General features: G+C 71.7%; 18 protein-coding genes. 9 read left to right on the forward strand and 9 right to left on the reverse strand.

The genetic code is table 11. The annotated features are described in order from the left end of the window. Positions 1–39: 39 nt before the first annotated feature. Entirely contained in the window at positions 40–2,829 is a 2,790-nt protein-coding gene (locus SAVERM_RS33955) for a penicillin acylase family protein (protein WP_010988009.1), read from the forward strand. Positions 2,830–2,865: 36 nt separating this feature from the next. Here the strand turns inward: SAVERM_RS33955 and SAVERM_RS33960 are convergent, their stop codons facing one another. Further along, positions 2,866–4,227, reverse strand: coding sequence for a hypothetical protein (locus SAVERM_RS33960; protein WP_010988010.1), 1,362 nt, complete (start codon positions 4,225–4,227; stop codon positions 2,866–2,868). 125 nt (positions 4,228–4,352) lie between these two features. Further along, the gene (locus SAVERM_RS33965) at positions 4,353–5,618 is read right to left on the reverse strand and encodes an exo-beta-N-acetylmuramidase NamZ family protein (protein WP_037646408.1); all 1,266 of its coding nucleotides are present in this window, start codon (positions 5,616–5,618) and stop codon (positions 4,353–4,355) included. A gap of 187 nt (positions 5,619–5,805) precedes the next feature. Between SAVERM_RS33965 and SAVERM_RS33970 the strand changes: the two genes are divergently transcribed. From SAVERM_RS33970 to SAVERM_RS33980, 3 genes are read left to right on the forward strand one after another with little or no spacing between them, the layout of a single operon-like run. Then, positions 5,806–6,570 carry an SDR family oxidoreductase gene (locus tag SAVERM_RS33970; RefSeq protein WP_010988012.1) on the forward strand — a complete coding sequence of 255 codons (765 nt, stop codon included), beginning with the start codon at positions 5,806–5,808 and terminating at the stop codon, positions 6,568–6,570. Then, complete coding sequence (locus SAVERM_RS33975; protein ID WP_010988013.1) at positions 6,567–8,234, forward strand: class I adenylate-forming enzyme family protein; 1,668 nt, start codon at positions 6,567–6,569, stop codon at positions 8,232–8,234. The genes SAVERM_RS33970 and SAVERM_RS33975 overlap by 4 nt, the downstream gene beginning before the upstream one ends. Positions 8,235–8,261: 27 nt before the next feature. Continuing rightward, on the forward strand, positions 8,262–8,855 hold the full coding sequence (locus tag SAVERM_RS33980) for a TetR/AcrR family transcriptional regulator (RefSeq protein WP_037646409.1): 594 nt from the start codon (positions 8,262–8,264) through the stop codon (positions 8,853–8,855). Positions 8,856–8,941: 86 nt separating this feature from the next. Here SAVERM_RS33980 and SAVERM_RS33985 read toward each other — a convergent pair whose 3' ends face one another. The 7 genes from SAVERM_RS33985 to SAVERM_RS34015 form a co-directional block, all read right to left on the reverse strand. Beyond that, the gene (locus SAVERM_RS33985) at positions 8,942–10,165 is read right to left on the reverse strand and encodes an acyl-CoA dehydrogenase family protein (RefSeq protein ID WP_010988015.1); all 1,224 of its coding nucleotides are present in this window, start codon (positions 10,163–10,165) and stop codon (positions 8,942–8,944) included. Positions 10,166–10,171: 6 nt separating this feature from the next. Beyond that, the gene (locus SAVERM_RS33990; RefSeq protein WP_010988016.1) at positions 10,172–11,194 is read right to left on the reverse strand and encodes a phosphotransferase family protein; all 1,023 of its coding nucleotides are present in this window, start codon (positions 11,192–11,194) and stop codon (positions 10,172–10,174) included. 181 nt (positions 11,195–11,375) lie between these two features. Beyond that, entirely contained in the window at positions 11,376–12,287 is a 912-nt protein-coding gene (locus SAVERM_RS33995; protein ID WP_010988017.1) for an MBL fold metallo-hydrolase, read from the reverse strand. 184 nt (positions 12,288–12,471) lie between these two features. Then, positions 12,472–12,795, reverse strand: a complete 324-nt coding sequence (locus SAVERM_RS34000; protein ID WP_010988018.1) for a DUF202 domain-containing protein — start codon at positions 12,793–12,795, stop codon at positions 12,472–12,474. Beyond that, positions 12,792–13,184 (reverse strand): YidH family protein, encoded by a 393-nt coding sequence (locus SAVERM_RS34005; RefSeq protein WP_010988019.1) that lies wholly within the window; start codon positions 13,182–13,184, stop codon positions 12,792–12,794. The genes SAVERM_RS34000 and SAVERM_RS34005 overlap by 4 nt, the downstream gene beginning before the upstream one ends. Before the next feature lie 98 nt (positions 13,185–13,282). Continuing rightward, positions 13,283–13,873, reverse strand: coding sequence for an NUDIX hydrolase (locus SAVERM_RS34010; protein ID WP_078234564.1), 591 nt, complete (start codon positions 13,871–13,873; stop codon positions 13,283–13,285). A gap of 48 nt (positions 13,874–13,921) precedes the next feature. After that, complete coding sequence (locus tag SAVERM_RS34015; protein WP_037646648.1) at positions 13,922–14,815, reverse strand: DMT family transporter; 894 nt, start codon at positions 14,813–14,815, stop codon at positions 13,922–13,924. A 211-nt stretch (positions 14,816–15,026) separates the two neighbouring features. On the opposite strand from SAVERM_RS34015, the gene SAVERM_RS34020 reads away from it, so the two are divergent. The 5 genes from SAVERM_RS34020 to SAVERM_RS34040 all read left to right on the forward strand — a co-directional run bounded on the left by SAVERM_RS34020 (position 15,027) and on the right by SAVERM_RS34040 (position 21,329). Beyond that, positions 15,027–16,682: an FAD-binding dehydrogenase gene (locus SAVERM_RS34020; RefSeq protein WP_010988022.1), complete on the forward strand. Its 1,656-nt coding sequence runs from the start codon at positions 15,027–15,029 to the stop codon at positions 16,680–16,682. A 469-nt stretch (positions 16,683–17,151) separates the two neighbouring features. After that, a complete protein-coding gene (locus tag SAVERM_RS34025) occupies positions 17,152–18,102 on the forward strand; it encodes a hypothetical protein (RefSeq protein WP_010988023.1) in 951 nt (316 codons plus the stop codon). 114 nt (positions 18,103–18,216) lie between these two features. After that, a complete protein-coding gene (locus tag SAVERM_RS34030) occupies positions 18,217–19,779 on the forward strand; it encodes an APC family permease (protein ID WP_010988024.1) in 1,563 nt (520 codons plus the stop codon). A 136-nt stretch (positions 19,780–19,915) separates the two neighbouring features. After that, entirely contained in the window at positions 19,916–20,689 is a 774-nt protein-coding gene (locus tag SAVERM_RS34035; RefSeq protein ID WP_037646419.1) for a molybdopterin-dependent oxidoreductase, read from the forward strand. Next, on the forward strand, positions 20,673–21,329 hold the full coding sequence (locus tag SAVERM_RS34040) for a cytochrome b/b6 domain-containing protein (protein ID WP_010988026.1): 657 nt from the start codon (positions 20,673–20,675) through the stop codon (positions 21,327–21,329). The genes SAVERM_RS34035 and SAVERM_RS34040 overlap by 17 nt, the downstream gene beginning before the upstream one ends. Positions 21,330–21,443: the final 114 nt, after the last annotated feature.

Below are 21,443 nucleotides of genomic sequence, written 5' to 3' on the forward strand. Positions count from 1 at the left end.
GCGGTAACGTCCGGCCCACCCCCGTCGGTAGGAGCTGCCATGTCACGGCGCACCCCACGCATCGCCCTCGACAGACTGAGAACTCCTCGCAGAATCCCCAAGTTCCTCAAGGCCGCTTCGATATGCGTCCTCGTCGCCGGTCTTTTGTCCCCCGTCACCCAGGTGGCCGCCGCCGACACCTCGGCCGCGGCCGCCGGTGACTACTGCGGCGGCCAGTGTTCCGACATCCTCCCGCCCGGCGAGAACGGCAACGCCACCCTCGCCCAGATCCTCCTCAACCAGGCCTTCGGCACCCAGCCCGACCACGCCGAGGACCAGCTCGCGCCGTACGGCAATCTGCCCTCCGGCTACTCCGCGCTCACCGACGCGAAGATCAACAACTTCTTCAACGACGCCTCCTTCGGGGTCGCCTCCGACCAGGTCGCCTCCACCACCAAGCCCGGCGGGCGCAGCGACGTGACGATCGTCCGCGACAAGAAGACGGGCGTCCCGCACATCACGGGCACGACCCGTTACGGCACTGAGTACGGAGCCGGGTACGCCGCTGCTCAGGACCGGCTCTGGCTGATGGACGTCTTCCGGCACGTCGGACGGGGCCAGCTGACCTCCTTCGCGGGTGGCGCCCCCTCCAACCAGGGCCTGGAGCAGGAGTTCTGGCGCAACGCCCCCTACACCGAGGCCGATCTGCAGGCCCAGATCGACAGCGCCATCGCGAACAACGGCGCCCGCGGCCAGCAGGCCCTGGCCGACGCCAACGCCTACATCGAGGGCATCAACGCCTACATCGACGCCTCCGACAGCGGCCGCTACTTCCCCGGCGAGTACGTCCTGACCGGCCACAAGGACTCCATCACCAACGCCGGCACCATCGACCACTTCAAGCTCACCGACCTGGTCGCGCTGGCCTCCGTCATCGGCGCGCTCTTCGGCTCCGGAGGCGGCGGCGAGGTCAACAACGCCCTCTCGCTGATCGCCGCCCAGTCCAAGTACGGCGTGACCGAGGGCACCAAGGTCTGGGAGTCCTTCCGCGAGCGCAACGACCCCGAGGCGGTCCTCACCGTCCACAACGGCGAGAGCTTCCCGTACGCGTCGAAGCCCGACTCCCCGCAGGGCGCGGCCCTGCCCGACGCGGGCTCGGTGACCCAGGAGCCGCTGGTCTACGACCGCACCGGCAGCGCGGCCACCGCCGGTGCCACCGGCGCCTCGGCCACGGCGGCCGCCACCACCCTCACCTCAGCCAAGCGCGGCATGTCCAACGCCCTCGTGGTCAGCGGCAAGCACACCGCGAGCGGTCACCCGATCGCCGTGTTCGGCCCGCAGACCGGCTACTTCGCACCGCAGCTGCTGATGCTCCAGGAGATCCAGGGACCCGGCCTGAGCGCCCGTGGCGCCTCCTTCGCGGGCCTGAGCATGTACGTGGAACTCGGCCGCGGCCAGGACTACTCCTGGAGTGCCACCACCTCCGGCCAGGACATCATCGACACCTACGCGGTCGAGCTGTGTCAGGACGACTACCACTACCTCTACCACGGCACCTGCACGGCCATGGACAAGGTCGAGCGGACCAACTCCTGGAAGCCGACCACCGCCGACTCCACCGCGGCCGGCTCCTACCGCATGCAGGTCTACCGCACCAAGTACGGCCCCGTGGAATACCGGGCGACGGCCGGCGGCAAGAAGGTCGCGTACACCACCCTGCGCTCCTCCTTCCTGCACGAGGCCGACTCGATCATCGGCTTCCAGATGCTGAACGACCCGGACTACGTCAAGAGTCCGCAGACGTTCCAGAGCGCCGTGCAGCACATCAACTACACCTTCAACTGGTTCTACGCCGACTCCACGCACACCGCGTACTACAACAGTGGCGACAACCCGGTACGCGCCACGGGCGTCGACGCCGAGTTCCCGGTCTGGGCGCAGGCGGCGTACGAGTGGCGGAACTGGAACCCGGCGACGAACACCGCCGACTACACGGCGGCGTCCGCGCACCCCAACTCCGTCGACCAGGACTACTACATCTCCTGGAACAACAAGCAGGCCAAGGACTACACCACGGCCTCCTGGGGTGACGGCTCCGTGCACCGCGGCAACCTCCTGGAGGACCGGGTGAAGAAGCTGGTGGCCGCGGGCGGGGTGACCAGGGCCTCGCTCGTGAAGGCGATGGCCGACGCCGCCCTCGCCGATCTGCGGGCCGAGGACGTGCTGCCGAAGCTCCTGAGGGTCATCAACAGCTCGACGGTCACGGACACCACGGCCGCGGCGGCGGTCGGCAAGCTGTCCGCGTGGGTGACGGCCGGCGCCAAGCGCACGGAGACCTCGGCCGGCTCGAAGGCCTACGCCAACGCCGACGCGATCCGCATCCTGGACGCCTGGTGGCCGCTGCTGGTGAAGGCCGAGTTCGAACCGGGTCTCGGCAGCGACCTGTTCACCGCCTTCACCAGCAACCTGCCGACCGACGAGCCCCCGTCGTCCGCGCACGGCCCGACCGGCGCGCACGCCGGAAGCTCCTTCCAGTACGGATGGTGGAGCTACGTCGACAAGGACATCCGGGCGGTGCTCGGCGAGCCGGTGCAGGGCGGACTGGAGAAGTCGTACTGCGGCTCCGGCAGCCTCAGTGCCTGCCGGGACACCCTGATCAGCACCCTCAAGGAGGCGGCAGGCAAGACCGCGGCCCAGGTCTACCCGGGTGACGACCAGTGCTCGGCGGGCGACCAGTGGTGCGCCGACTCGATCGTCCAGCGGACGCTCGGCGGCATCAAGCACGGCAAGATCACCTGGCAGAACCGGCCGACGTACCAGCAGGTGGTGGAGTACACGTCGCACCGGTGACACCGGGCGCACCGACAACTCCCCAGCGGCGGCGGGTCAGCGTATGCGGCCCGCCGCCAGCACCACCTGCGCCAGCTCCCGGTGCACGATGTCACTGTGCGCGCCGGTCGGCGGGCCGCCGCGCTTGACGACCGCGGCGGCGTCGACGTTCACACAGCCCGACGCCGGCAGCTCGGCCCGCAGCGCCTCGGCGAGGGTGAACGCGCGCGTGCCGTCCACCGCCTGCACCCCGTCGTGGCCCATCGCACCCCACCGGGGGCCCAGCGTCCGCCCGATGTCGAAGTCGGCCCCGAGCTCCCCGGCGGCCGACCGCGCGTCACCGGCCATGCGCGACGCCAGCGGATACATCGTTCCGAGCGCCGAGTCGAAGTGGGAGTAGCAGCACACCAGCGGACCGTCGATGCGGCTCTGGAGACCGTGCAGCGCCCCGCTCGCGTGCGTGTCGTGCGGCAGACGCGCCGCGAACGCGTAGTGCGAGAAGGCCCCCTGGAGCAGCGTCACGGACTTCACCGTGCGCACCCCCGCCGGCAGTCCGCGCAGCGCGAACGACACCAGCCGTCCCCCGAAACTGTGCCCGACCAGATGCACGCGTACGTCCGGCGCCGCCTGTGCGAGCCGGCCGAGGACGCGCCCGAGTCCCCGTTCGCCGACCGTCCCCGCGCGCCGCTTCATCGCGTAGTACGTGGCCTGCCGCAGCAGCTCGTGCGCCCCGTCCCACAGCCCCGCCGGCGTGAAGGAGAAGTCGACCGCGCCGGACGCCGCGCTCGTACCGTGTAACGACGCGACCCGGTCGAGCGCCCGCGCGAAGTCGCGGCACACCAGCGCCGTGTCCCCCGAGAGCATCTCGGGGCCGCTCACCGGCCCGCCCGTCGCCAGGGTGTCCGCGGCGCACGCGTCCTGCGGATCCTGCGGCCGCGCCTCGACCAGCAGCCGTACGAGCTGTCCGAACGTCTCCAGCGAGGCCTCCTCGTCCGGATGCCGCTCCAGCAGCCGCGCGATCTGCTCGACGAGCGTGGCCCGGTCGGGGAACACCTCCACCAGCGCCTGCCTGGCCCCCTTGGCGAGGGCCGGGCGCGCGACCGCCGTGACCTCGGCCGGCACGGACGCCGGGAAGTCGGGGATCGGCTCGTCCGGGAAGATCATCGAGGGCCACACCACACCCACGTACCCGAGACGCGCCCGCGGTGCGAGCGCCGGGACCGGCTGGAAGAAGCGGCTGTAGAGCCGGGTGGCCCCCGAGCGTTCGTTGTTCCAGCCGTGGGCGAAGACGACCAGGTCATGGACCTTGCGCTGCGCCACCTGCGCGAGCAGCCGATCCCGTTCCCGGCCGTCCACGTCCCCGTCCGCGTCGAACGTCAGCTCCCAGTAGGGAGTCACACTCATTGCCCGTTCCGCCATGACAGGCCCCCTTGGCCCCTGTGGTCCCACGATGTGGGCGTATCGTCCTGCCGGCGGGGGAGGTTGGCCAGATGTCACGTGCGGTCCGGTGCGACCGAACCGAAGTGCCGGGTGCGGTCGCCGCTTCAGCGGTAGACGAGGTACTCCTTGCGTACGCGGCGGAACGCGGCCAGCTCGTCCTGCCAGGCGGCCACCACCTCGTCGGCGGTCGCCCCCGCGTCGATCATGGTGCGCACCCGCGCGGAGCCCGTCAGCTTGTCGATCCAGTTGTCGGAGCGCCAGGTGAAGCCGCTCCAGACCTTCTTGGCGGTCACCAGCAGCGCGACTCCGGTGCGTACGGGGTCGTAGGCGGCCCGGTCGTGCACATGGATCTGCACACCCCCGACGGTCTTGCCCTGGAACTTGGAGAAGGTGGGCGCGAAGTACGCCTCCCTGAAGCGCACGCCGGGCAGGCCGAGCCGCTCGGCCTCGCGAGCCCACCGGCCGTCGATCCCGTCCGCGCCGAGCAGCTCGAACGGGCGTGTCGTCCCGCGCCCCTCCGACAGGTTCGTCCCCTCGAAGAGACACGTTCCCGCGTACACGAGAGCGGTGTCGGGGGTCGGCATGTTCGGGCTCGGCGGCACCCAGGGGAGGCCGGAGGCGTCGTAGAACTCCGACCGTTTCCAGCCGGACACGAGGACGGTGTCCAGCGGTACCGGCGTCGTCAGGAACTCCCCGTTGAACAGCCGTGCCAGCTCCGCGGCCGTCATCCCGTGCGCCTGCGCGATCGGCTGCCGGCCGACGAACGTCGCGAACTCCTTGTGCAGCACCGGGCCTTGGGCCGTCCGCCCGGTCACCGGGTTCGGCCGGTCGAGCACCACGAAGCGCTTGCCCGCGAGCCCGGCGGCCTCCATGCAGTCGTACAGCGTCCAGATGTACGTGTAGAAGCGGGCGCCCACGTCCTGGATGTCGAACACGACGGTGTCGACGCCGGACGCGGTGAAGACGTCGGCGAGCGGCCGGCCGCTCTTCAGATACGTGTCGTAGACGGGCAGGCCGGTCGCCGGGTCGTCGTAGCGGCCCTCCGAACCGCCCGCCTGCGCGGTGCCGCGGAAGCCGTGCTCCGGACCGAAGACCGCGGTGAGGTGCACCCGGTCGTCCGCGTGCATCACGTCGACGATGTGGCGCACTCCCCCACTCTCGGCTTCGCTCGAGCGGGAGGGGCCCCCACTGGTGACGCCGGTGGGGTTCGTGACGATGCCGACCCGCTGCCCGTCGAGCAGCCCGTAGCCGTCCGCGGCGAGCCGCTCGAAGCCCGTGCGCAGCCGGCCGCCGTCCGCCGCGGCCGGGGGCGCGGTCAGCGACACGGCCGCCGTGGTCGCGGCGAGCAGCCCTCGTCTGGACAGTTTCATGCGGTGACCTCCGTGATCGACGGAACTGTCATGGCCACGCACGCTAGTGCGCACACCGGCCCCGAGGAACGCACCGCACCGGCCTTGTCACCGGGACCCCTTCCCTCGCTACATACCGACTGGTTAGTCTGATGAGGCAGCAGAGCCGACTGCCGCAGAACCATGCGCGTCGCGTCGAAGGAGACCGATGGTGGAAGCCGTGCAGGATGCCGGAGTGGTCGTCACCGGAGCGGGAGGCGGCATCGGTGCCGCACTGGCCCGCCGCTTCGCCGCCGAGGGGGCCAGGGTCGTCGTCAACGACCTGGACGCCGTTCGGGCGAAGGCCGTGGCCGACGAGATCGGCGGCATCGCGGTCCCGGGCGACGCCTCCGCGATCGTGGCCGAGGCACGGGACGCCCTCGGCGGCACGGTCGACGTGTACTGCGCCAACGCGGGCCTCGCCTCCGGCGGCACCGAAGCCGCCGACGAGAAGGTCTGGGCGCTCGCCTGGGACGTGAACGTGATGGCGCACGTCCGGGCGGCCCAGGAACTGCTCCCCGGCTGGCTGGAGCGCGGCAGCGGCCGTTTCGTCTCCACCGTCTCGGCCGCCGGCCTGCTCACCATGATCGGCGCGGCGCCCTACAGCGTCACCAAGCACGGCGCGTACGCCTTCGCCGAGTGGCTCTCGCTGACGTACCGGCACCGGGGCGTGCAGGTCCACGCGATCTGTCCGCAGGGCGTGCGGACCGACATGCTGACCGCGTCCGGCAGCGCGGGCGACCTGGTGCTCGCGCCGACCGCGATCGAGCCCGACGACGTCGCCGACGCCCTGTTCAAGGGGATCGAGGAGGACCGCTTCCTGATCCTGCCGCACCCCGAGGTCGCCGAGTACTACCAGGCGCGGGCCACCACGCCCGACCGCTGGCTGGCGAACATGAACCACATCCAGCAGAAGTGGGAGGCGGCCCGATGACCGGATCCCCCTACGCGGCGAAGCCCTGGACCGCCCTGCTCAACGATGCCCAGGGCGCCCCCGTCGCCCCCGTCGCCTCCCTGGTGCACGCCGTACGCAGGGCCGCCGCCGACACCCCGGAGCGCACCGCCCTCGCCTACTTCGACGGGCGGATCACCTATCGCGCGCTCGACGAGCTGAGCGACTCCGTCGCCGGGCACCTCGCCGCGCGCGGTCTGGAGCGCGGCGACCGGGTGGCGATCCTGCTCCAGAACTCCCCGCACTTCGTGCTCGCCCTGCTCGGCGCCTGGAAGGCGGGCGCGATCGTCGTGCCCGTCAACCCGATGTACAAGTCGGGCGAGGTCACCCATGTCCTGAAGGACGGCGAAGTGGCCGCCCTCGTGTGCTCCGACCGCGCGTGGGACTCGTACCTGCGGGAGACGGCCGCCGGTACGCCGGTACGGATCGTGCTCACCGCCTGCGAGCTGGACCTCCAGACCCGTAACGACGCGCGCGTGCTGAACTTCGAGCGCCTTCCGCAGGCTGCGGACGCCGACGACCTGATCGCGGTCGCCCGGCGAGGGCACAAGGCGCCCGCCGACCGCGCGGCCGTCCCCTCCGACATCGCGCTGATCAGCTACACCTCGGGCACCAGCGGTGCTCCCAAGGGCGCCACCAACACCCACGGCAACATCATGTACAACGCCGAGCGGCAGCGCACCGGGCTCGCCCTGCCCGGGACGCCCGTCTACTTCGCGATGGCGCCGCTGTTCCACATCACCGGCATGGTCGCCCAGCTCGCCGGATGCCTCAACAGCGCGGGCACGCTTGTGCTCGCGTACCGCTTCGAGGCCGGGGTCGTGCTCGACGCGTTCGCCGAGCACCGGCCGGTCTACACGGTCGGCCCCTCGACCGCCTTCATGGCGCTGGCCGCGCACCCGGACGTCACCCGCGACCACTTCTCCTCGTTCCGGATGATCTCCTCGGGCGGCGCGCCGCTGCCGCCCGCCCTGGTGGAGAAGTTCCGCGCCGGCTTCGGCCCTTACATCCACAACGGCTACGGGCTCACCGAGTGCACCGCGCCCTGCGCCTCCGTACCGCCCGGCCTGGAAGCCCCCGTGGACCCGGTCTCGGGGACGCTGGCCGTCGGCGCACCCGGTCCCGACACCGTCGTACGCATCGTCGACGACCAGGGCGAGGAGGTGCCCTTCGGGGAGCAGGGCGAGATCCTCGTCCGCGGCCCGCAGGTCGTGCCCGGCTACTGGCGCCTCCCCGAGGCCACCGCCGAGACCTTCCCCGAAGGCGAGCTGCGCACCGGCGACATCGGCTTCATGGACCCCCAGGGCTGGCTCTACGTCGTCGACCGCAAGAAGGACATGATCAACGCGTCCGGCTTCAAGGTGTGGCCGCGCGAGGTCGAGGACGTCCTGTACACGCATCCGGCGGTGCGCGAGGCGGCCGTCGTCGGGGTGCCGGACGGGTACCGCGGGGAGACCGTCAAGGCGTACATCAGCCTGCGTCCGGGGGCCGACGAGGACCCGGCTGCGTTCGCCGCGTACTGCAAGGAGAGACTGGCCGCCTACAAGTATCCGCGTCAGGTGGAGATCCTGCCCGACCTGCCGAAGACGGCGAGTGGGAAGATCCTCCGTCGGGAACTGCGTTCCCGGTCCGGCGAAACCCAGTAGACAACACTCGGAAGGCAGGTGGCGGCAGTGCCCAGGACGACGGACGGTGACGGCACGCCCGTCCCGCAGCGGCTCCTCGCCGCCGCCACCCGGCTCTTCGCCGACCGTGGCTACGACCGCACGTCGGTCCAGGAGATCGTCGAGGCGGCGGGCGTCACCAAGGGCGCCCTGTACCACTACTTCGGCTCCAAGGACGACCTCCTGCACGAGGTGTACGCGCGAGTGCTGCGCGTCCAGCAGGAGCGTCTCGACGCGTTCGCGGACGCCGACGCGCCGATCGAGGAGCGGCTGCGGGCGGCGGCGGCCGACGTGGTCGTCACCACCATCGACAACCTCGACGACGCGATGATCTTCTTCCGCTCCATGCACCATCTGAGCCCCGAGAAGAACAAGCAGGTACGCGCGGAGCGGCGCCGCTACCACGAGCGCTTCCGCGCGCTGATCGAGGAGGGCCAGAAGGAGGGCGTCTTCTCCACCAGGACGCCCGCCGACCTGGTGGTCGACTACCACTTCGGCTCCGTGCACCACCTGTCGACCTGGTACCGCCCGGGCGGCCCGCTCACCCCGCAGCAGGTCGCCGACCAACTGGCGGACCTGCTGCTGCGGGCGCTGCGGCCGTAGTTCTCCTCCGGCGCATGGGTAAGGGGCGGTCGCCATGGCGACCGCCCCTTACCCATGGCTCACAGGTACTTCGCCCGTGGCTCGGCTCAGACGTACTTCTTCAGCTCCCGCCGCGCCAGCGAGCGCTGGTGCACCTCGTCGGGGCCGTCCGCGAGCTTCAGCGTGCGGGCGCTCGCCCAGAGTTCGGCCAGCGGGAAGTCCTGGCTGACGCCGCCCGCGCCGTGCAGCTGGACCGCCTTGTCGATGATGTCGACAACCGTACGGGGCGTGGCGATCTTGATGGCCTGGATCTCGGCGTGGGCCCCCTTGTTGCCGACCGTGTCCATCATCCAGGCCGTCTTCAGCACCAGCAGCCGCAGCTGTTCGACGGCCACGCGGGCGTCGGCGATCCAGTTGTGCACCACGCCCTGCTGGGCCAGCGGCTTGCCGAAGGCCGTGCGGGAGACGGCCCGCCTGCACATCAGCTCGATCGCCCGCTCCGCCATGCCGATCAGCCGCATGCAGTGGTGGATGCGGCCCGGACCCAGCCGGGCCTGGGCGATGGCGAAGCCGCCGCCCTCCTCGCCGATCAGGTTCGACACCGGCACGCGCGCGTGGTCGAAGATCACCTCGGCGTGGCCGCCGTGGGAGTGGTCCTCGTAGCCGTACACCTGCATCGCCCGCTTGACCTGGACACCCGGGGTGTCGCGGGGGACCAGGATCATGGACTGCTGACGCCGGATGTCCGCGCCGCCCGGGTCCGTCTTGCCCATCACGATGAAGATCTTGCAGTCCGGGTTCATCGCCCCGGAGATGTACCACTTGCGGCCGGTGATGACGTACTCGTCCGTGCCGTCGGAGGCGCGCTCGATCAGCGTGGTGATGTTGGTGGCGTCGGAGGAGGCCACCTCGGGCTCGGTCATCGCGAACGCCGAACGGATCTCACCGGCGAGCAGCGGCTCCAGCCACTGCTTGCGCTGGCGCTCGTCGCCGAACTGCGCAAGCACCTCCATGTTGCCGGTGTCCGGCGCCGCGCAGTTCAGCGCGGTCGGCGCCAGCTGCGGGGAGCGGCCGGTGATCTCGGCGAGCGGCGCGTACTGGAGGTTGGTGAGTCCGGCGCCGTACTCGGAGTCCGGCAGGAAGAGGTTCCACAGGCCCTGGCGGCGGGCCTCGGCCTTCAGCTCCTCGACGATCACGGGCGTGTCCCACGGCGAGGCGAGCCGCTCGCGCTGCTCGTGGGCGACGGCCTCCGCCGGATAGACGTGCTCGTCCATGAAGGCGAGGAGCTTCTGGCGCAGTTCCTCGGTGCGCGCGTCGAACGCGAAGTCCATGGCGGTTCAGCCTTCCTGAAGAGTGGTCAGGCCGTGCTCGATGAAGACGGGGACCAGTTCACCGATGCGGTCGAAGCCGCCGCCGACCGTCTGGCCGAGCGTGTAGCGGTAGTGGATGCCCTCGAGGATCACGGCGAGTTTGAACCAGGCGAACGCCGTGTACCAGGAGACGGCGGACACGTCGCGCCCCGAGCGCGCGGCGTACCGCTCGATCAGCTCGGCCGGGTCCGGGTGTCCGGCGGCCGCGGCGGTGGTGCTGATGGGCGAGTCCGGCAGCGCCAGCGGCACGCTGTACATCGCCACCAGGCCCAGGTCGGTCAGCGGGTCGCCGAGCGTGGACATCTCCCAGTCGAGGATGGCGGTGATCCGGTCGTCCGCGCCGAGCAGCACGTTGTCGAGCCGGTAGTCACCGTGTACGACCGTGGGCGCGGGGGAGTGGGGCAGCTCGCGGCCGAGTGCGGCGTGCAGCTCGTCGATGCCGGCCAGTTCCCGGTTGCGGGAGGCGTCCAGTTGCTTGCCCCAGCGGCGCAGCTGCCGGTCCAGGAAGCCCTCGGGGCGCCCGAAGTCCACGAGGCCCACCTCGGCGGGGTCCACCGCGTGCAGCTCGACCAGCGTGTCGACCAGGCCGAGCAGCGCGCCCCGGGTCCGCTCCGGGCCGAGCGGGGCGAGCTGTTCGGCGGTGCGGTACGGGGTGCCCTCCACGAAGTCCATCACGTAGAAGGGCGAGCCCAGCACCGAGTCGTCCTCGCACAGCAGCACCGGGCGCGGCACCGGCACGGCCGTCGGGTGCAGCGCGCTGATCACCCGGTGCTCGCGCTTCATGTCGTGCGCGGTGGCGAGCACATGGCCCAGCGGCGGCCGCCGTACGACCCACTTCCCGGTGCCGTCCGTGACCACGTACGTGAGATTCGACCGTCCGCCCTCGATCAGCCGGCCGGTCAGCGGGCCGGTCACCAGGCCGGGCCGCTCGGCGTCGAGCAGGCCGCGCAGCCGGTCGAGATCGAGTCCTGGCGGGTGGTCTGGGCTCATCATTGCTCCTCCGTGCGCGGTAACGGGACCTGACACATGATGCCGACCGGTCGGTATGTCGTCCAGTGCCCGGAGCAAACGTGATCGGCGCCACGGCCGCACGGCGCCGCCGCACGCCGGTCCCGCCGTGTCATCGCTGCCCCGGTCGCCGGTCGCCGGTCGCCGGTCGCCGGTCGCCGCTTCACGCGTGGCAGGCGACCATCCGTCCGCCGTTCATGGCCGCGATGTCGCGGACGGCGGCGGGCACGTCCAGCGGTGCGCCTTCCGGCGCCCCGTCCAGCTCGGCGTACGCGCGATGCAGATTGGCCACGAACCGCTCGCTCTCCGGCAGCGCTGCGAACTCCCCGAGGTCCGTCTCCCGGGCCGCCTCCAGGGGAGTGCGGCCCGCCGCGTGGCTCTTGTGCGCGATGTCGGCGACGAAGCGCAGATAGCGCTCCGTACGGTCGAACGCCGACGGGTCGGTGACCGGGCCGTGTCCCGGTACGACCGTCTCGGCGCCCAGCTGGCGCAGCACGTCCAGGGCCCGCAGCGAGCCACTGAGCGAGCCCATCAGAATGAACGGCGTACCGCCCTCGAAGACCAGGTCGCCGGTGAACAGCACCCGCCGGTGCGGCAACCACACCACCGAGTCGCTCACGGTGTGCGCCACCCCGGGGTGGATCACCTCGGCGTCCACCGCGCCGACATGGACCGTCGTGTGGCCGGTGTACGTCAGGTCGGCGGCCTGGATCCGGATGTCCCCGAAGTCGTTCTCCGGCCAGAGCAGATGCAGCTGCCGCCCGTTGGCCAGTGTCTCCCGGCGGCATTCGGCGTGCGAGACGATCGTCGCGGTGGGCGCGAAGTGGCTGTTGCCGTAGGTGTGGTCGCCGTGATGGTGCGTGTTGACGACGAAGCGCGGAGCGGGGACGCCCGCGGCGGCGATCGCCGCGCTCAGGGCCCGGGTCCGCCGCTCGGTGGCCGCCGTGTCCACGAGCAGGGTGGTCGTGCCGTCGCTCACGAACCCGGCGTTGTTCAGGCACCAGCCGCCGTCCGGCTGCACATAGGCGTGCACGTCGGCGGCGAGCTCGACCGTGTAAGGCTCCGCTGCGGTCATCAGACCCCCTGGATGTCGTCGACTGATGTGTCAGAGCCTGTCAGTCGGCGGCGTCGGATGGGAATCCGGCGGGCCGTCCGGAGATCGTCCGGGGAGCGCAGGCTGTGCTCGGATCACCGTACTCTTCGCATTCGGGGTTGTTCCGGCGCGCGCGGTGCTTGTGCGGGGCGGGCGGCCGGCGCGCCTAGAGCACCAGCGCCGCCGCGCACAGGGCCAGGGCGACCGTGCAGAAGGCCGCCGCGGCCGCGTGCCGTGGGGCGAGCGCGGGCGGGCGGTGCGCTCCGGCCGTCGACAGGTCGCGGATGCGGTGGTGGGCGACGGCGAGGAAGCCGACCCAGAGCGCGCAGCACAGCGCGCAGACGATCAGTCCCGCCGCCGTGCCACTGTGCAGCGTCGTCTTCACGGCGAGTACGGCGGCCACGGTGCCCGACAGGGTCGTACGCCGCCACGCGAGCCGAGTGCGCTCGGGTTGCAGCCCCGGGTCGCGCTCCTGGGCGGGCGCGGTCATCCTTCCCAGCCGACGAGTACGACGAGGACCATCGCGATCGCGACGACGGCCACGGCGATGCTCAGCAGCGCGGGGAAGCGGGACACCGGAAGGTCCTCGCCCCGCCGCATCGCCTGCTCGCACCGCACCCAGTGGTTGACGGCGCGCAGCGAGCACAGCACACCGGCGGCGAGCAGCGCGAGGGCCAGTCCGACGCGCCAGCCCCACCTCAGATCCGGCAGGAACTGGTCGACGGCGAATCCTCCGCCGATCAGTGCCAGTGCGGTGCGCAGCCACGCCAGGAAGGTGCGCTCGTTGGCCAGCGAGAACCGGTAGTCGGGCGTGCCGCCGACCTTTCGTACCTCCTGGGGCGCGAACCACAGCCGGACGTTCCGTGCGAATTCGATCACGCGCTGGACCCTACGGTATGACCGCGCCGCCACGTCCGGCACGGCGGTCGTCCGTCCGGGCCCGCCCCCACCTGGCCGGACGCGCTCGCCCGACGACGTCAGCCCGTGGCGCGATGCGCCTTGAGCCGCTCGTACGCCGCGAGCCCGTCCGGGACCCACTCCCAGTCGGCCAGCCGGCGCTCCACCTCGTCCTGGGGCAGGAAGTCGTGCCAGGCGACCTCCTCCACCTGGGGGCTGACCGGGAGGTCGCAGCGGACCTCGTAGACCGACGACCACCAGGTCTGGCCGGCGCCGTTGTCGTACAGGAACTTGAAGAGGGGGGCCGGGCGGGGCAGACCGCAGACGCCGAGTTCCTCCTCGGCCTCGCGCAGGGCCGCGTCGTCGTACGTCTCGCCCGCGCCGACGACTCCGCCGACGAACATGTCGTACAAGGAGGGGAAGACCAGCTTGGTGGGCGTCCGGCGGTGGACGAAGATCCGCCCCTCGCCGTCCCGGGCCAGGATGAACACGCACCGGTGGCGCAGCCCCCGCGCGTACGCCTCCCCGCGCGCCGACTGCCCGACGACCCTGTCGTTCTCGTCCACGATGTCGAGGAGTTCATCGGCGGGGTCGACGGGGCCACCCGTCGGTCCGCTCGTCGCTCCGCTCACGGCTGCTTCGGTCACGGCTTCGCTCACGGGTTCGCTCATGGGCCCATCCAAGCAGGGCCGGGCCCGGGTCCTCGGGGGCCCGGCTCCTCAATGCGGCTGGAGATCCCGCTGCCGCTCCGCCTCCGCGGAGCCCCGCGGCATCGCCGGGTGCAGTCCGAGGAGGACGATGCCCAGCACGACCGCCGCGAGCCCCGCCGCCTCCCAGGCGAGCGCCCCGGTGTCCGTGCGCAGCTGGTCGCCGAGGAAGCCCACCCCGCAGACGATTCCGGCCAGCGGCTGGGCCGCGGTGAGGGCCGGCAGGGACATCCGCAGCGGCGCCGTCTCGAACGCGCTCTGCACCAGCACCAGCCCGGTCACACCGAGGGCCAGCACCGCGTACGGCTGCCAGCCGGTGACCAGCTCCGGCCAGCCGCCCTCGCTGAACCGCTGCCCGCTGACCCGGGTGAGCGCGTCCTGCACGCCGTACAGCAGGCCCGCCGCGAGCGACAGGAGCACGGGGGCGGCGCTCAGCCGCGACTGCTTCGCGTAGGTCGTCAGCAGCAGCGCGAACCCGACCATCACGCCGATGATCACCCAGTGCCGTAGGGGATTCGTGACCGCGTCGCCGCCGGTCGGCTGGCCGGCGACGATGAACGCCGTGACGCCGCCCGCGAGCAGCGCGAGCCCCGCCCAGCCCTGGCGTCCCAGCGGCTGCTTGGTCTGCCGGCGGGAGAGGCCCAGCGCGAAGAGCAGGTTCGTGGCGAGCAGCGGCTCGACCAGCGACAGCTCGCCATGGGCCAGGGCGACCGCACCGAGCACCATGCCGACCACCATGAACCCGATGCCGCCGAGCCAGCGCCGCACATGCATCAGGTCCAGGAGCAGTCTGGGCGAGAGGAAGTCGCTCAGCGGAGCATGCTGGGCCGCGTTCTGCTGGAGCACGAACCCGATGCCCAGGCAGAAGGCCGCGCTCACGGCGAGAACCAGAACCAGTACCGACACGCTGCGTACCTCGAAACTCAGCGGGGCCACGGGATGCGCCGACTGTAGCGCTCCCCGCTGTGAGTTGCCGTGAGAGTACCCACAACCCGGCAGTTGACTCGCTCACTCTTGTACCGAAGGATCTGACCGATCAGTAACAACGTACCGACTGGTGGTCATGCCGGACCGGCTCGCGGTCGTGGCTGCTCGGTCATGTCGAGAGGACGGGCGAATGGCCCACGACGCAGACGTCATCGTGATCGGCGCCGGCCTGGCAGGGCTCGCGGCGACCGCGGAGCTGGTGGACGCGGGCCGCAAGGTGATCCTTCTCGACCAGGAGCCGGAGCAGTCGATGGGCGGCCAGGCCTTCTGGTCGTTCGGCGGGCTCTTCTTCGTCGACTCGCCCGAGCAGCGCCGTCTGCGGATCAAGGACAGCCACGCGCTCGCCCTCCAGGACTGGATGGGAACGGCCGGTTTCGACCGTCCCGAGGACCACTGGCCGCGCAAGTGGGCCGAGGCGTACGTCGACTTCGCGGCCGGTGAGAAGCGGGCCTGGCTGCACCGGCAGGGGGTGCGCTTCTTCCCGGTGGTCGGCTGGGCGGAGCGCGGCGGCTACGACGCCAACGGACACGGCAACTCGGTGCCGCGCTTCCACATCACCTGGGGGACCGGACCCGGGCTGATCGAGCCGTTCGTGCGGCGGGTGCGGGCGGGGGTCGCGCGGGGACTGGTCGAGCTGAGGTTCCGCCACCGGGTCACCGGTCTGTCGCGCAGCGCGGGCGCCGTGGACACCGTCACGGGTGAGGTGCTGGAGGCGTCGGACATCCAGCGGGGCCGGGCCAGCAGCCGCGAGGTCACCGGAGCCTTCGAGCTCACGGCCCAGGCGGTGATCGTCACCTCGGGCGGCATCGGCGGCAACCACGACCTCGTCCGCGCGAACTGGCCGGAGCGGCTGGGCAGGGCCCCGGAGAAGATGATCTCGGGTGTGCCCGCGCACGTCGACGGCAGGATGCTCGCCATCGCGGAGGGGGCGGGTGCGCGTCTGATCAACCGCGACCGCATGTGGCACTACACCGAGGGCATCCAGAACTGGAACCCGATCTGGCACAACCACGGCATCCGCGTCCTGCCCGGCCCGTCCTCCCTGTGGTTCGACGCCCGCGGCAACCGGCTGCCCGTGCCGCTCTTCCCCGGCTTCGACACGCTCGGCACGCTCGAACACATCATGAAGACCGGGTACGACTACACGTGGTTCGTGCTCGACCAGAAGATCATCGGCAAGGAGTTCGCCCTCTCGGGGTCCGAGCAGAACCCCGATCTGACGGGCAAGTCGATCAAGGACGTGATCGGGCGGGCGCGGGCCGAGGTGCCGGGGCCGGTGAAGGCGTTCATGGACCACGGTGTGGACTTCGTCGTGGAGAAGGACCTGGGCGCGCTGGTGCGCGGCATGAACGCGCTGACCAAGGAACCGCTCATCGACGAGGCCGCGCTGCGCCGTGAGATCGTCGCGCGCGACCGGGAGATAGCGAACCCCTTCACCAAGGACCTCCAGGTGACGGCGATGCGCGGGGCCCGCAGGTTCCTCGGCGACAAGCTGATCCGCACGGCCGCCCCGCACCGCATCCTCGACCCCAAGGCGGGTCCGCTGATCGCCGTGCGCCTCAACATCCTCACCCGCAAGACGCTCGGCGGCCTGGAGACGGACCTCTCGTCGCGGGTGCTGACCGAGGGCGGCGCCCCGCTGGAGGGCGTGTACGCGGCCGGCGAGGCCGCCGGGTTCGGCGGCGGCGGCGTCCACGGCTACCGGTCTCTGGAGGGCACGTTCCTGGGCGGCTGGCTGTTCTCGGGCCGCACGGTGGGCCGGGCGGCGGCACAGGCCGTGGGCTGAGACGCGGGCCAGGGTGCGGGCGGTGGACTGAGGCGGGCCGGACCTGGGTCGTGGGCCGGGTCCGAGGGGCTTCGGCAGCACCTCCCGCGCCCGCCTGCCCGCGACCGCCGCGCCCGCCTGCCCGCGACCGACGGCACGCGGAACTCAGGCGGTGGCCGGTGTCCGGTGTCCGGTGGCGTGCGCCCCGCGCTCGCGGCGTGTGGCGGCCCGGTGTCCGAAAGGAGCGCCGGACGCCGCCAGACGCACGGTGTACTGACGGTGGCCGTATGCCAAGCGCTCTCGGCGCACGGCGACCGTCTACCGCCCGACTGCCGTCCGCAGCACAGTGCCCCGCACCCGTCAAGTCGCCTGCACCAAAGGCACGTTGACACGTGTAGGCCCCTGGGTGCCCTTGACTGGAAGCGTTGGCTGAGGGTTTGCTGTCCGTGATCAGTTACTGACAAACCGCGCCCTGTGAGGAACCCCCGCGGTGCCCCCACCCCCACCCCCACTCGGCCGTGGTCGCAAGCGTGCGGCCCATGCCTTCGACGCGGCGCTCGACGACGCCGAACTCGTCGCCTCCCGCGCCTCGTTGACCCAGGGGCGATGGGCCCCCGTGCGCGCGCTGCTCGCCGCGACCCGCGACGACTGGGACCGTCGGGGACACCGCGTCACCGTCCTGGCGCAGGAGTCCGCCGCCCTTCCCTGGGCGCGCGAATGGCAGCTCGCCGAACCCGAGTCCCCCTGCGCCGCCGTACTGCTCGCCTGCGCCACCGTCCACCGCGCCCTGAACGGCAAGGAGCGCCCGCAGACGGCACGCGAGGCCTGCCACGCCGCGGCCGCCCTCGCCCCCGACGACCCCACACCGTGGCTCGGCCTGCTGATACTGGAGCGCTCACTCGGCACCGACGAGGACGTGGTCCGCCTCTTCGACGAGGTCCGCCACCGCTGCCCCGACCACCACCACGCCCACCAGCTCATCGTCGCCCGGCTCGCCGAACGCCGCGCGGACGCCGGACGGGACCCGCTGCACGAGGTCTACGACTTCGCCAACTGGGCCGCCGAACAGGCCCCCGCCGACTCGCCGCTCGCGATCCTCCCGGTCGTCGCGCACGCCGAGCGCTACCGCGTCCTCGCCGCCGCCGGTGCCGAGCCCGCCGACCCGGTCGCCTCCGGGCACTGGGTGGGGCGGCGGGCCCGCCAGGTGATGAAGGCCGCCTTCGACTGGTGGCTGGAGTGGGAGCGCGACGACCATCCGCGCCGCTTCGTCGACCTCAACTTCCTGGCCCACGCCAAGTTCTGCGAGGGCCGTGGCGCCGAGGCCGCCGCCCTGTTCCACCGCATCGGAGAACACGCCACCCCGGCGCCGTGGTCGTACCCGGACCGCGACCCGTACCAAGCCTTCAGCGCCGCACGCGCCAGCGCGCTCGGCGCCCCCTGAACGGCCGCCGGCCGTCGGCCCCCGACCGCCGGCCCCCGAGACATCACCTCGCACCCCAGCCGAGACATCAGCCGAGACATCGGCCGAGACACCAGTGGAGAGGACAACCCCGCCATGACGACGGGCAGTTCGAGCACGAGTGAGAGCAGACCAGCGAACAGGTCCGCCGTCGCGGACGACATCAGCACCTTCAAGGGACAGGAACGCGCTCTGCGCGCCGACCGGCTCGGCACGGCGGGCCTGTTGCTGTCCGTGCTCGCCGCGACCGCCCCTCTCATGGTGGTCGCGGGTGTCATGCCCACTACATTCGGGGTCATGGGCATCGTCGGCCAGCCCCTGCTCTTCGTCGTCCTCGGCGCGGTGCTGGCCCTCTTCTCCCTGGGGTACGCGGAGATGAGCCGCCACGTCCACAACGCGGGCGCCTTCTACGCCTACATCTCGCGCGGCCTCGGCGGCACGGCGGGCGCGGGTGCCGCGGCGGTCGCACTCGTCGCCTACAGCGCGCTCCAGTTCGCCATCTACGGCATCTTCGGCTTCGAGGTCTCGGGTCTGTGCGCCACCTACCTCGAACTCCAGGTCGCCTGGTGGATCCCGGCGCTGGCGGCCGTCCTCGCCGTCGGCGCGCTCGGCCTGCTGAAGATCGACGTCAACGCGCGCGTGCTCGGCGTGCTGCTGCTCATCGAGGTCGTCCTCGTCGTCGTGTTCGACATCGCGGCGGTCGCCGACCCCGCCAAGGAAGGCCTGTCGCTGCACGCCTTCAACCCGGACACCCTCACCGGTGCGGGCGTCGGCACCGCGCTCTGCTTCTGCGTCGCCGCCTTCCTCGGCTTCGAACAGGCCCCCGTCTACGCCGAGGAGACCAGCCGCCCGGACGTCCTCGTGCCGCGCGTGATGTTCCTCGCGATCGGCTTCGTCGCCGTCTTCTTCGCGGTCAGCTGCTGGGCGTTCACGGTCGCCGCCGGTCCCTCCACCATCGTGGCCGCCGCCCAGAAACAGAGCGCGGGCCTGCTCTTCCAGCTGACGGAGTCCCGGCTCGGCGGCACCTTCACCGACGTACTGCACGTGCTCTTCGTGACCGGCATGTTCGCGGCGATGCTCAGCTTCCACAACGTGGTCGCGCGGTACGCCTTCGCGATGGGCCGCGAGGGACTCCTGCCCGCCGCCTTCGGCCGTACGACGGGCGCGAGCGGCGCCCCCGGTACGGGCTCGCTCCTTCAGACGGCCGTGTCGGCGGTGATCGTCATCGCCTTCGCGATGGCCGACGACAAGCCGGCCGGCGACCCGACCGCGCCCGTGCTGCACCTGTTCACCTGGTTCGGCAGCGTCGGGGCGCTCGGCGTCACCCTGCTGATGGTGGCGGCCTCCCTGTCCGTGATCGTCTTCTTCGCCCGCCGCGGCGCCGCCCGCGCACAGGCCTGGCGGCTGGCCACGTCCGCGGTGTCGGGGGCCGCGCTGCTCGTGATCGTGGGCTACACGGTCAAGGACTTCGGCGTACTGGTCGGAACGGGACCGGACTCCGCGCTCGGCTGGGTGCTCCCGGCGATCATCGGGGTGGCCCTGGTCCTCGGCCTGGCGCAGGGACTGGTCCTGCGCTCCCGTAAGCCCCAGGCGCATGCCCGTATCGGGCTGGACAACGAGGCGTTCCAGCTGGACAAGGCGGCGGAGTCGGCGACCTGAACCGCGCCCCCGCGCCGCGATCCCGCTTCCCGCGCACCCGGCGATCCCTGAAATCCCGGTGAGAAGTGGTTACGGAATTCTGACGAGCACCCGTCTGCCCTGGCCTCAAGGGGGTGGCGGGTGCTCGAATCATGGTGTGAACCCTGAACATCCCGAAGAGCGGGAAGCACCGGAGCCCGAGAAGCGGGAGGCACCGGAGCCCGAGGGGCGGGGCACCCCGATCGGGCGCCGGGTCCTCCTCGGCACCCTCGGCCTCGGCGCGCTCGGTGTCGTCGCCGCGCCCGTGCTCCAGCGAGGAATGGAGTCCGTCCTCGCCGGAGCGGCCGAGAAGGACCCGACGGGCCTGACCGGTCTGCTGCCCAACGGCGGGGGCTTTCGCTACTACTCGGTGACGTCGTCGGTCCCGCACAAGGGGGAGGCGAACTACCGCCTCACGATCGACGGCCTGGTCGACCACCCGACGTCGTTCACCCTGGCCGATCTGCGGGCCCTGCCGCAGACCCGGCTCGTGCGCGACGTCCAGTGCGTCACCGGCTGGCGGGTGCCGGGGACGCCGTTCGAGGGCGTACGTCTGTCCCGGCTGCTGGACGCGGCGGGCGTCCGCTCCTCCGCCAGGGCGGTCCGCTTCACCTGCTTCGACGGGGCGTACACCGAGAGCCTGACGCTCGCGCAGGCCCGCCGCGCGGACGTCCTGGTCGCCCTGCGCATGCAGGACAAGCCCCTGGGCCACAACCACGGCGGCCCCGTCCGCCTGTACGTCGCCCCCATGTACTTCTACAAGTCCGCCAAGTGGCTCTCCGGCATCACCGTCACCGAGGACGTCCGTCCCGGGTACTGGGAGGACCGGGGATACGACGTGGACGCCTGGGTGGGCAAGTCGAACGGGCGGGACGATGACCCTACGAGCTGACGCCCCCGCCCCCGCCGTGTCCTCACGGGTACGGCGCTTCACGCGCGCGGAGCGCTGGGTGCACCGGGTGACGGCCGCGCTGATGGGCGTGTGCGTGGTGACGGCCGCCTGCCTGTACATCCCCGTTTTCGCGGAACTGGTGGGGCGCCGGGACCTGGTCGTACGGGTCCACGAGTGGGCGGGGCTGCTGCTGCCGGCCCCGGTGCTCGCGGGGCTGGCGTCGCGCGCGTTCCGGTCGGACCTGGGTCACCTCAACCGCTGGGGCCCGCACGACCGGGTCTGGCTGCGGGCGGTCCTGCGCCGCGACGCCCGGCCCTCGTCCCGTCCGGCGGCGAAGTTCAATGCGGGCCAGAAGACGTATGCGGCGTGGATCGCGGGAGCGTCCCTGGTGATGGTGGGCACGGGGCTGCTGATGTGGTTCACCCACCTCACGCCGCTGATGTGGCGCACGTCGGCGACGTTCGTCCACGACTGGCTGGCCCTGACGATCGGCGTCGTCCTCGCGGGCCACATCGGCATGGCCCTGGCCGACCCGGAGGCCCGCCGCGGCCTGCGCACGGGCTCGGTGAGCCGGGAGTGGGCCAGCCAGGAACACCCCCTGTGGCGCGAAGGCCCTCCGGGCGGGGACCGGCGGGGGTGACGCTGCGGCGTCCTGTTCGTGGCCGCACCGCCGAAGAACGCGCGGAACGTCCCGCCGCGAGGGGTCCCGCCGCGACAGGTATCGCCGCGACAGGTACTGCCACGGCGGGTACTG

The sequence above is a fragment of the Streptomyces avermitilis MA-4680 = NBRC 14893 genome (genome assembly GCF_000009765.2).
Taxonomy (GTDB): domain Bacteria; phylum Actinomycetota; class Actinomycetes; order Streptomycetales; family Streptomycetaceae; genus Streptomyces; species Streptomyces avermitilis.

Bases quoted from the DNA above. Each gene is read 5' to 3' on its own strand.
- SAVERM_RS33955 (WP_010988009.1), top strand. From the start codon at position 40: ATGTCACGGCGCACCCCACGCATCGCCCTCGACAGACTGAGAACTCCT.
- SAVERM_RS33960 (WP_010988010.1), bottom strand. From the start codon at position 4,227: ATGGCGGAACGGGCAATGAGTGTGACTCCCTACTGGGAGCTGACGTTC.
- SAVERM_RS33965 (WP_037646408.1), bottom strand. From the start codon at position 5,618: ATGAAACTGTCCAGACGAGGGCTGCTCGCCGCGACCACGGCGGCCGTG.
- SAVERM_RS33970 (WP_010988012.1), top strand. From the start codon at position 5,806: ATGGTGGAAGCCGTGCAGGATGCCGGAGTGGTCGTCACCGGAGCGGGA.
- SAVERM_RS33975 (WP_010988013.1), top strand. From the start codon at position 6,567: ATGACCGGATCCCCCTACGCGGCGAAGCCCTGGACCGCCCTGCTCAAC.
- SAVERM_RS33985 (WP_010988015.1), bottom strand. From the start codon at position 10,165: ATGGACTTCGCGTTCGACGCGCGCACCGAGGAACTGCGCCAGAAGCTC.
- SAVERM_RS33990 (WP_010988016.1), bottom strand. From the start codon at position 11,194: ATGAGCCCAGACCACCCGCCAGGACTCGATCTCGACCGGCTGCGCGGC.
- SAVERM_RS33995 (WP_010988017.1), bottom strand. From the start codon at position 12,287: ATGACCGCAGCGGAGCCTTACACGGTCGAGCTCGCCGCCGACGTGCAC.
- SAVERM_RS34000 (WP_010988018.1), bottom strand. From the start codon at position 12,795: ATGACCGCGCCCGCCCAGGAGCGCGACCCGGGGCTGCAACCCGAGCGC.
- SAVERM_RS34010 (WP_078234564.1), bottom strand. From the start codon at position 13,873: ATGAGCGAACCCGTGAGCGAAGCCGTGACCGAAGCAGCCGTGAGCGGA.
- SAVERM_RS34020 (WP_010988022.1), top strand. From the start codon at position 15,027: ATGGCCCACGACGCAGACGTCATCGTGATCGGCGCCGGCCTGGCAGGG.
- SAVERM_RS34030 (WP_010988024.1), top strand. From the start codon at position 18,217: ATGACGACGGGCAGTTCGAGCACGAGTGAGAGCAGACCAGCGAACAGG.
- SAVERM_RS34040 (WP_010988026.1), top strand. From the start codon at position 20,673: ATGACCCTACGAGCTGACGCCCCCGCCCCCGCCGTGTCCTCACGGGTA.